The organism is Flavobacterium sp., assembly GCF_044368625.1.
Lineage (GTDB): Bacteria > Bacteroidota > Bacteroidia > Flavobacteriales > Flavobacteriaceae > Flavobacterium.
This window is the reverse complement of sequence record NZ_JBIPPD010000124.1, coordinates 1-9,562: the sequence shown is the minus strand read 5'-3', so window position 1 is coordinate 9,562 and position 9,562 is coordinate 1. Positions and strand designations below refer to the sequence as shown.

8 protein-coding genes are annotated in these 9,562 nt (G+C 36.9%); 2 read left to right on the top strand and 6 right to left on the bottom strand.

The annotated features are described in order from the left end of the window. Window positions 1-47: 47 nt before the first annotated feature. Window positions 48-446, bottom strand: a complete 399-nt coding sequence (locus ACIQ2X_RS10230) for a helix-turn-helix domain-containing protein (protein WP_396178831.1) — start codon at window positions 444-446, stop codon at window positions 48-50. 218 nt (window positions 447-664) lie between these two features. Then, window positions 665-2,065: a tRNA uridine-5-carboxymethylaminomethyl(34) synthesis GTPase MnmE gene (gene mnmE / locus ACIQ2X_RS10225; protein ID WP_396178830.1), complete on the bottom strand. Its 1,401-nt coding sequence runs from the start codon at window positions 2,063-2,065 to the stop codon at window positions 665-667. Window positions 2,066-2,518: 453 nt separating this feature from the next. On the opposite strand from mnmE, the gene ACIQ2X_RS10220 reads away from it, so the two are divergent. Together ACIQ2X_RS10220 and ACIQ2X_RS10215 are read left to right on the top strand one after the other, a co-directional pair. Next, window positions 2,519-3,358 (top strand): universal stress protein, encoded by an 840-nt coding sequence (locus tag ACIQ2X_RS10220; RefSeq protein ID WP_396178829.1) that lies wholly within the window; start codon window positions 2,519-2,521, stop codon window positions 3,356-3,358. A 59-nt stretch (window positions 3,359-3,417) separates the two neighbouring features. After that, the gene (locus tag ACIQ2X_RS10215; RefSeq protein ID WP_396178828.1) at window positions 3,418-5,184 is read left to right on the top strand and encodes a DNA mismatch repair protein; all 1,767 of its coding nucleotides are present in this window, start codon (window positions 3,418-3,420) and stop codon (window positions 5,182-5,184) included. 213 nt (window positions 5,185-5,397) lie between these two features. Here the strand turns inward: ACIQ2X_RS10215 and dnaN are convergent, their stop codons facing one another. The 4 genes from dnaN to ACIQ2X_RS10195 all read right to left on the bottom strand — a co-directional run bounded on the left by dnaN (window position 5,398) and on the right by ACIQ2X_RS10195 (window position 9,374). Continuing rightward, on the bottom strand, window positions 5,398-6,516 hold the full coding sequence (gene dnaN / locus ACIQ2X_RS10210) for a DNA polymerase III subunit beta (RefSeq protein WP_396178827.1): 1,119 nt from the start codon (window positions 6,514-6,516) through the stop codon (window positions 5,398-5,400). 103 nt (window positions 6,517-6,619) lie between these two features. Next, a complete protein-coding gene (gene gldG / locus ACIQ2X_RS10205; protein ID WP_396178826.1) occupies window positions 6,620-8,284 on the bottom strand; it encodes a gliding motility-associated ABC transporter substrate-binding protein GldG in 1,665 nt (554 codons plus the stop codon). Beyond that, entirely contained in the window at window positions 8,284-9,009 is a 726-nt protein-coding gene (gldF, locus tag ACIQ2X_RS10200) for a gliding motility-associated ABC transporter permease subunit GldF (protein WP_396178825.1), read from the bottom strand. Before gldF ends, gldG begins: the two co-directional genes overlap by 1 nt. A gap of 68 nt (window positions 9,010-9,077) precedes the next feature. Further along, complete coding sequence (locus tag ACIQ2X_RS10195; RefSeq protein WP_396178824.1) at window positions 9,078-9,374, bottom strand: putative quinol monooxygenase; 297 nt, start codon at window positions 9,372-9,374, stop codon at window positions 9,078-9,080. Window positions 9,375-9,562 lie beyond the last annotated feature (188 nt).

The window sequence follows — 9,562 nt, the reverse complement described above, 5'->3', positions numbered from 1 at the left end:
CACAAAACAATCGAAAGAATGATGATAGAAATGCCAATATATCAAAATCAAATAATACAGAAACTAAATATATAACTCAAAAAAAGTTTATCTATCTGTGTGCGTTGAATTATTTTCTTTCTGCCAAACTTGTGAATTTGTAGTTCTCCACGTTTTATCATTCTGTTGATTGTCCATCGACTTACTCCAATTAGTTCTGCTGCATCTTGAACGGATAAAAAGTTTTTGGATGTGAGAGAGTTGGAGTTTGCAGTTTGCAAGGTTGGCAAACTTTGCATTGTTTGCTGTTGCTCAATTAATGAGTTTTGAATTTTGTCTTCCTTTGCTTTTTGCTTGTAGTGTCTGGAATTACAAGTATGGCCACAATATCTGGTTAAAGTGGTTTTAGCTATAAAAGCCTTACCACAATAAGAACAGGTTTTCGGAATTGCCATATTGCTACTCATAATATGTTGCGTTGTGTTGCATAATGTAGCGAAGTGTAGCAATATGTAGCATCATTTCGCCAAGATTGTTGCCTTTGAATTTGGGCAACAAAATCTATCATTGGGCAACAATAGAACAACAAATATAACGAATAAAAGGTTATCGGGCAACAAATAAAAGAAGAATATTTGTTATAAAGTCAACAAAAATAGGTAGTTAACAAATAAAAGAATGATTATTACTTTCCGATACAAAAATTAGCAAATATATTCCCCAGTAATTCATCATTCGTCACTTGTCCCGTGATGGTGCCAAATTCGTAGAGGGCTTGCTTAATATCAAGCGACATCAAGTCGGCGGATAAATTACCCTGCAAGCCCCATTGCACTTTTTGGATGGCTTCCAAGGATTTAATAAGTGAATCGTAATGTCTTGAATTGGTTACAATCGTTTCGTTATTTCGCAAAGCACCCGTGTTAACGAAAGAGAGCAACTGGTTTTTGAGTTGATCGATTCCTGTACTGTTTTTTGCAGAAATAGTTTCAGGTTTCAGGTTTAAAGTTTCAAGTTGTTGTTGAATGCTTAAAATTTCTTCAGCCGATAACAAATCTATTTTATTAATAACAACAACAAGAGGTTTTAATGGATATTTGTTTTTAACTTTCTGTATTTCAGTAATATATTCCAAACTTGAAACTTGAAACTTTAAACTTTCAAATAAATACAAAACCACCTGAGCCTGTTCAATTTTCTCAAACGTCTTCTTAATCCCGATACTTTCTACCACATCTTCCGTTTCGCGTATTCCGGCCGTATCAATAAACCGGAAGCCAATGCCGCCAATCACCAATTCATCCTCAATCGTGTCGCGCGTCGTGCCTGCAATTTCCGAAACAATCGCACGTTCTTCGTTCAATAAAGCATTTAAAAGCGTTGATTTACCTACGTTTGGTTCACCAACAATGGCAACGGGAATCCCGTTTTTAATTACGTTTCCAATGGCAAAACTGTCAATCAAACGTTTCAAAACAAACTCAATGCGCGTTACCAAATCGGTAAATTGTGTCCGATCGGCAAACTCCACATCTTCCTCGGCAAAGTCCAATTCGAGTTCGATGAGTGAAGCGAAATTCAATAATTCTTCCCGCAATTTGGCAATTTCGCTCGAAAAACCACCGCGCATTTGCTGCATCGCAATTTGGTGCGAAGCTTCATTGTCCGACGAAATCAAGTCGGCAACGGCTTCTGCTTGCGATAAATCCATTTTTCCATTCAAAAAAGACCGTAACGTAAATTCTCCCGCTTGAGCCATTCTACCTCCTTTTCGCAACAAAAGCTGAATAATTTGTTGCTGTATAAAGGCCGAACCGTGACACGAAATTTCCACCGTATCTTCTCCCGTGTACGAGTTTGGACCTTTAAAAAGGGTTACCAAAACCTGATCCAATACCTTATTTCCGTCCACAACATGACCCAAATGTACCGTATGCGTTTTTTGTTTGGACAGCTCTTTTCCCGAAACCGATTGAAATACCGAAGCGCCAATCGGGAACGCCTCAACACCTGAAATCCGAATCACAGCGATCGCTCCAGCTCCCGAAGGCGTTGCCAAAGCCACAATGGTATCTTGATACATCATAAAAATAAATTTTGCCACAAAAGTACGCATTTTCAACCAAGCATTTCAGCCGAAAATCCCTCATTTTAGAAGCGTTATTTTTCAAAACAAAAGTGCATTTTTTTGGAATTACGGCGTGTGGTCGCTTTTTTTTGCCCTGTTTCCGTTTTCCGTTCCGACCGATCCAAAATCGGTACCACTGCTCCCGAAACTTCGGAATCATTTTTAGGCAAGATTTAATCTAAAATTAAAACATCAAAACACCATACAATCAAAGTTTTTAGTAACTTTATAGTAAAGTTGTGAGTTATTAGTGTTCTGTTTTTACGCATCACGTTTTTAAGTGTGGCATTTAAAATTGTAAGTTGTTCCACCAACTTGAAACCTGAAACCGGATCCAAGTCCAATCCGAACGGAACAAGGCTCAACCAATACTATTCACAACACAAAACCTACAACACAAAATAAAACACAATGAAAAAGATCCTCTTTCCTACTGATTTTTCCGAAAAAGCAAACAACGCTTTTATCTATGCCTTAAAATGGGCTGAAAAGTACGATGCCGAAATTGTCACTTTGCACGTGTACGAATTGCCTGTTCTCGATATGAGTTATGTAGATGTTCCAATTTACCAAGCCGAAGTATACCAAAGTTTAGAACTGAACTCTTTCCAGAATTTTAAAGATCAAATTCCCGTGCTGCGCGAAATTGCTAGCCGGCACAAATTAGAGCATATTCCCATTAGCAATGTGTTGCTCAGTGGCGACTTAGTCTCCAATATCCTGCAATTGGTTGGGTCTGAAAATATCAATTTTGTTATTATGGGTACTTCGCGGGTCAGTGGTTTTAAAGAAATGTTTTTAGGAACCAATACCGCTAGTGTCATGACGGGTAGCAATGCTTATGTAATTGGAATTCCGGACGATGCTTCGTACCAACCTGTCGACAAAATTTGTTTTACCACTCAATATACGATTGAAGATTTAGCAGCACTTCGAAAATTAATTACCATTGCAGAAAAGTTCAACGCAAAAATCAAATGTATCTTTATCGAAAATGAAGAAAATGAAGTCAAAGAGGTCATCATCGCCGATTGGAAAGCCATGTTTGCAGCCGATAAAGTAGAATTTTACACCGTAAGGAGTAAAGATGTTGAGGATTCTATTTTGGACTTTATCAAATTACACAAAATTAATTTATTGGCTGTAGCCAAACACAAACGCGGTTTTTGGGACAACCTTTTTCATTCGAGTCTTACCAAAAAGTTGGCCATGCACATTGAAATTCCACTTTTAGTTTTGCACGACAATTGATTTTCTAGTATTCCGAAGTTAGTTAACGTATATTTGTCGCTCTTTCAAAAACGGACATAATGTACCTACAACTGCAACAAGAATATAGCATTCAATATAAAAAACTTACCACAAAGTACAACACAATTAGTCTGTTCCGACTGATTGTTGGGGTACTTTTTTTATTCAATGCCTATCTCGCCATCGACGCGTTTCAAAATTATCATTTCTATTTCGGAATTTTACTTATTGCGGTTTTTATTGCCGTGATGCGCTTTCACAAAGCAGTAGAAATGAAAAGAAAGCTGACGCAAAATTTACTCGACATTAATACCTCCGAATGGAATTACATCAATGAGCAAAAACTTGCTTTTGAAGATGGCGCCGAATATATTGATTTCAAACATGAATATGCGTACGATTTGGATATTTTTGGCAGCGAGTCTTTGTTCCAAAACCTAAACCGAACAACCACTTTTATTGGTAAAAAAACATTAGCCAATCAATTGCTTTCGCAAAAAACACAAGAGGAGATTGTTCAAAATCAAGAAGCAGTAAAAGAGTTGGCAAACAATTTGGCTTGGCGCCAAGATTTTGCAGCACAAGGAAAAATGAGCAATGATTCCCAAAAGTTGTACCAGAAAATGCTATTGTGGAGCAAGTTGCCAAGTGCTCCAATTGGTAAGTTCATCCAAGTGTTGTCCTACCTAACGCCTGTGTTATTTATTAGTGCCATCACAACCTATTTCATTACCAAAGAGTATGTTTTTTTATCCATTAGTAGCTTTATTTTTGTGTTCAATTTGGGTTTACTAGGAAATTTTTTCAAAAGAATTACGCTAGAAAACGGCGGTTCGGAAAGTATCGACAAAACTTTGTTGCACTACAGTTCCTTGTTGTCTAAAATTGAAAAAGCTACTTTTACTTCCAATCATCTTAAGGAATTACAAAAGCAATTGTTTGTAAATGCGGAGGCAACTTCTGTCAAGATTAAGAAACTATCCGAACTATTTGCACGTTTGGACAGCATCGGCAATCTGGTGACAACCCCTATTTTTAATGGAATTTTCCTATTTCACCTTCATACGCTCAAAGGGTTGATTGATTGGAAGAAAAAAAATGGAAACCAACTCACAAAAGCTGTCGAAGTATTGGGAGAAATCGAAATGCTGAACAGTCTTGCCAATTTTTCTTACAACAATCCCGATTTTGCTTTTCCAAAGCTCAATAATTTTTTCCAAATTTCATTTTCAAATTTAAGCCATCCGTTGCTGCACAAAAACAATAGAGTAGGTAACGACGTCGATTTTTCCAAAGAAAATTTCATTATACTTACGGGATCCAACATGTCAGGTAAAAGTACTTTTTTAAGAAGTTTGGGTGTTAATATGGTTTTAGCTGGAGCAGGCGCGCCAGTTTGTGCTTCAGAAGCCAATATTCATCCGCTGAATGTTCTGGTTTCGATGCGACTTTCGGATTCATTAGCAGATAGTACGTCGTACTTTTTTGCAGAAATCAAGCGATTGAAAGAAATCATGGACAATCTTGAAAATAAACGCTCGTTTGTGTTACTGGACGAAATTTTACGAGGTACCAACTCCGACGATAAACGAAATGGCACCATCGAAGTAATCAAAAAAATGATTGCAAAAAATGCAATTGGAGCCATTGCCACACACGATACGGAAGTTTGCTTGACCACGAATGAATTCCCCAATCAACTCAGCAACAAATCTTTTGAAGCCACGATTGTCGATAATGAGTTGCATTTTGATTACAAGCTACGGGATGGAATTTGCCAAAATAAAAGTGCTACGTTTTTGATGAAAAAGTGGGGCGTGATTTAACTTTGCGGAGCAGGGGCAAAAACCAATCGTTCGGTTTACGGAAGATAACTTTCTCCCTCAGCGGGTACTGAATTTGTGAATGAAAAACGGATTCGGATTACGAACAGGTAAACTATTTTGTCGTAAATAAGAAAAACCGTCTCGCAATTAAACGAGACGGTTTGTTGTTAATATGACAAATTGATCAATATTTCAATCTTTCAATCCTAAATCTTAATTGTTCAACATAACCGGCATTACCAACATCGTTACGGTTTCGCCATCTTCCAATCCGTCTACAGGAGTTAAGATTCCTGCGCGATTTGGTAGCGACATTTCCAGCATGATTTCATCTGATTGTAAGTTGGTCAACATTTCGGTTAAAAAACGAGAGTTAAATCCAATTTGCATGTCATCGCCTTGGTAATCACACGTCAAACGCTCTTCGGCTTTATTGGAATAATCGATGTCTTCAGCAGAAATATTTAGTTCTGTTCCTGCGATTTTCAATCGAATTTGGTGTGTGGTTTTGTTAGAGAAAATCGCCACACGTTTCACAGAACTCAAAAATTGTTGTCTGTCGATCAATAATTTATTTGGATTTTCTTTTGGAATAACCGCTTCGTAATTCGGATATTTTCCATCAATCAAACGACACATCAAAATGTAATTGTCAAAAGAGAAAGTTGCGTTCGAATCGTTGTATTCAATTTTAATTTCTGCATCCGAAGTTGCCAGAATATTTTTTAATATCGTTAATGGTTTTTTAGGCATGATAAAATCAGCAACTTGGGATGCTTTGACATCTGTTCGTGCGTATTTTACTAATTTATGTGCATCTGTGGCCACAAATATCAATCCTTCTGGTGAAAATTGGAAAAACACACCCGACATCACTGGTCTTAAATCGTCGTTTCCTGCGGCAAAAATGGTTTTGCTAACAGCTGTAGCTAAAACACCGGCTGGTACCAAAGTCACAGAGGGATCTTCCAACTGAACTGATTTTGGAAATTCATCTCCTGGGGCATAAGCCAATGCATATTTTCCGGAGTTCGAACTAATTTCTATAGTGCTATTTTCTTCAACTGTAAAAGTCAAGGGTTGTTCTGGAAAGGTTTTTAAAATTTCCAAAAGCAATTTGGCAGGCACGGCAACGCTTCCCGTGCTTGTGGAATCAATATCTATGGTAGATGACATTGTGGTTTCCAAATCGGAAGCCGACACAATCAACTGGGTATTATTCAATTCAAACAAAAAGTTATCCAAGATGGGTAAAGTATTGTTACTGTTGATCACGCTACCCAAAACTTGCAACTGCTTTAATAAGTACGAACTCGATACGATGAACTTCATTTTCATTTATTTTTTTATATTTTTTGCTTCGAAAGCTAAAAAATTTATATCGCACAAATATATCTTAATCTAGTCAAATATCTAAAAGAATTTTATCAAAATTTTACGTGTACCGTCTTTTTCGAAGGTAAGTAAAGCCAAATCCGAAAAATGCCAATAATACAAGTGGAAACCCGACTGTTATGAACTGCGACATTGTATAGCTTTCTTCTACTTTCTGATCATTTAAAAGCGGAAGTTCCACATTTTTACTTCGAATGTTGATCAAACCGTTATCGTCCAATAAATAATTGATACTGTTGATTAAAAAATCTTTGTTGCCGTAAATTTGTTGGGTCCATTGATCATAGCCATTTTGTATCGGTTTCTTATTGATGTATGTGTAATTCACAATATCACCATCGGCAATGACTATCATTTTTGTGTCCACACCTCGATCCTTGTTGTCCTTAATTTTAAACGGTTTGACACGATTATTGTAAACAGAAGTGAACTGCCCCTCGAGTAATGTTCCAATAATTTGATTGCCTTCGTTAAATTTACTTTCGTCTAACTCCTCCATGAATTGATTCAAACCAATAAGTACAGGAGCTCCAACCGCTTTTGACTGAGGCGAACTTTTTAAAAGAACCGTTTTTTTAATACCGTTTTTTAACGTATCCATTTGGTTGGCAAATTCGAGCTTGATCAAATTTAAATTTTTATTAATTGGATGATTTTCTTCCGAACGTACGATTGGGGAATACAACCAATCAATCGGAAAATCCTCACCTGTTGGCGATTGTGCCGTTACAGGTGTTGAAAGCAAATCCTGAATCAACCGTGGATTGATTCGCACACCGTATTTAAAAAATAAATCGTCCAAATTTAAGTCTCTTGGAAACGCAACCGATTGGCGGTCTTGGTTGTACAAACTGTCTAAATCAATCGTAACTTGATCCATCAACCACATCGTTTTACCACCTTGCATGATGTATTGATCCAAAATATATTTTTCGGAATCCGAAAATGTTTGAGTGGGTTTGACAATCAAAGCCATATCAAAACGCTTTAAATTTTCGAGTGTTTTCGGCAAATCATTCGTTAATGAATCCAAATTGAATTCGCCCAAAGCATAATATTCTTTGGCATTTAGCAATAAATCAGATAGGTATTTGTCGGGCATTTGACCATTTCCTTTTAAAATCGCAATTTTCTTTTTCTTTTGCGAAACCAGTTTGGTTATGGCATCGGTAAAAGCAAATTCTAAAAGTTGGACGGATTTATTGATGTTCTCTTCCGGTTTGTTTCCGTAATTGTTCACTAACAAAGGTACGCGAACCGACTTTTCGCCCACATTTGCAATCGCCCACGGAAAAATTTGAATCAGCTCTTTTTTTCCTTTGACATTTTGGTTGATGTTGGTAGGAGTGAAGCCCAATCCAATCAATTCGGCAGTATATTGTGCGGCAATGGATTCATCCGCATTTGGATTGTTGAACTTGAAAACGATATTGCTGTTGTATGCCTTATATTCTTCCAACAGTTGATAGGTTTCGGTTTGCAAACGCTTGAATTCAGCGGGAAATTCTCCGTCCAAAAACACATCAATATAAAGTGGTTCTTTGACCAATTGTAGGGCGTTTAATGTGGTTTCGGATAACGTGTACCGCTGATCGGAAGTCAAGTCAAAACGTTTAAAAAAATACGAACTCGCAACATTTGCTACCAATAAAACAGCAATAATTGCCATCAATTGTTTGACGTTATTTTTAGTATATGTTGTCATTAGGATTTGAGTGCTTTTAGTTTATAAACCGTTAATGCTAAAAATAAAATGCTGATGCTCACAAAGTATAAAATGTCTCTTGTGTCCAAAACACCACGTGCCATACTTTTAAAATGAGCATCCATACCAATACTTGAAACTGTAGATTGAATGGTGCCAAAATAACTCGCAATTCCCTCAAAACCAAAGTAAAAAACAAAGCACAGAAAGACAGCTGAAATAAAGGCAACAATTTGATTGTCGGAAAGGGTAGAAGTGAAAATTCCGATTGAAGCGTAGGCTGCAATCAGAAAAAATAGTCCAAAATACGAGCCCAAAGTACTGCCTAAATCTATGTTTCCTTCTGGCAAGCCCAATCCGTATAAGACCCAAACGTATAAAAGTGTTGGTATAATGGCAATTAAAACCAAAAGAAGTGCTGCTGCAAACTTCCCAGTAACTATCGAGCTGATGGAAAGTGGTTTGGTCAAAAGTAGTTCCAATGTGCCTTGCTTTTTTTCATCCGAAAAACTCCGCATCGTTACTGCGGGAATTAGGAAAATTAAAATCCATGGAGCCAACGTAAAAAACGGACTCAAATCAGCAAAACCGCTGTTTAAAATATTAAAATCTCCTTCAAAAACCCACAGAAATAATCCGTTGAGCAACAGGAAAATGGCTATAACTAAATAACCTATGGGCGAACCAAAGAATGAATTTATTTCTCTAAATAATATGGCTTTCATTTTAAAAAGGTTTAAGGTTGAAGGTTTCAAGTTTCAAGTTAGCTGTTTATTGACTCAAACTTTAAACTTTAAACAAGAGAAACTAATTTGTTGACACTCCACGCTTCTGGCTTTGCATTGAATAATTTTTTGGTAAACGTCCAAACGTCCAGAAAAAGCTCAGAGTTGCGGTAGTTTTCTAAATCAGCTTCGGATTCCCAATAGCTATAAGTAAAAAACAAGTCGGGATTATCCTTGTCCTGATACAATTCTAACAAACGATTACCGGGAGCGTTTCGTATTTTTTCTTTCATAACTTCAAAGTTTTCCAAAAAAGCGGGAATGTGTTCTTGATGAAAAGACAATTTGACAATACGTACAAACATATATTTTATTTTTTATTTAAAAATGATTTCAACAGCATCACGATAATTCAACCCAAAAAGGCTCGCTGCACTTCCTAACGAGTTGGGATTGCTTCTAAAAATCCCTAATTCCAAGTAATTGGATTCATTGAAAATAGCCAATCGTTGCCCGTCATAGGTTTGACTCGAAAAATCGTCGTTGTTAAGAA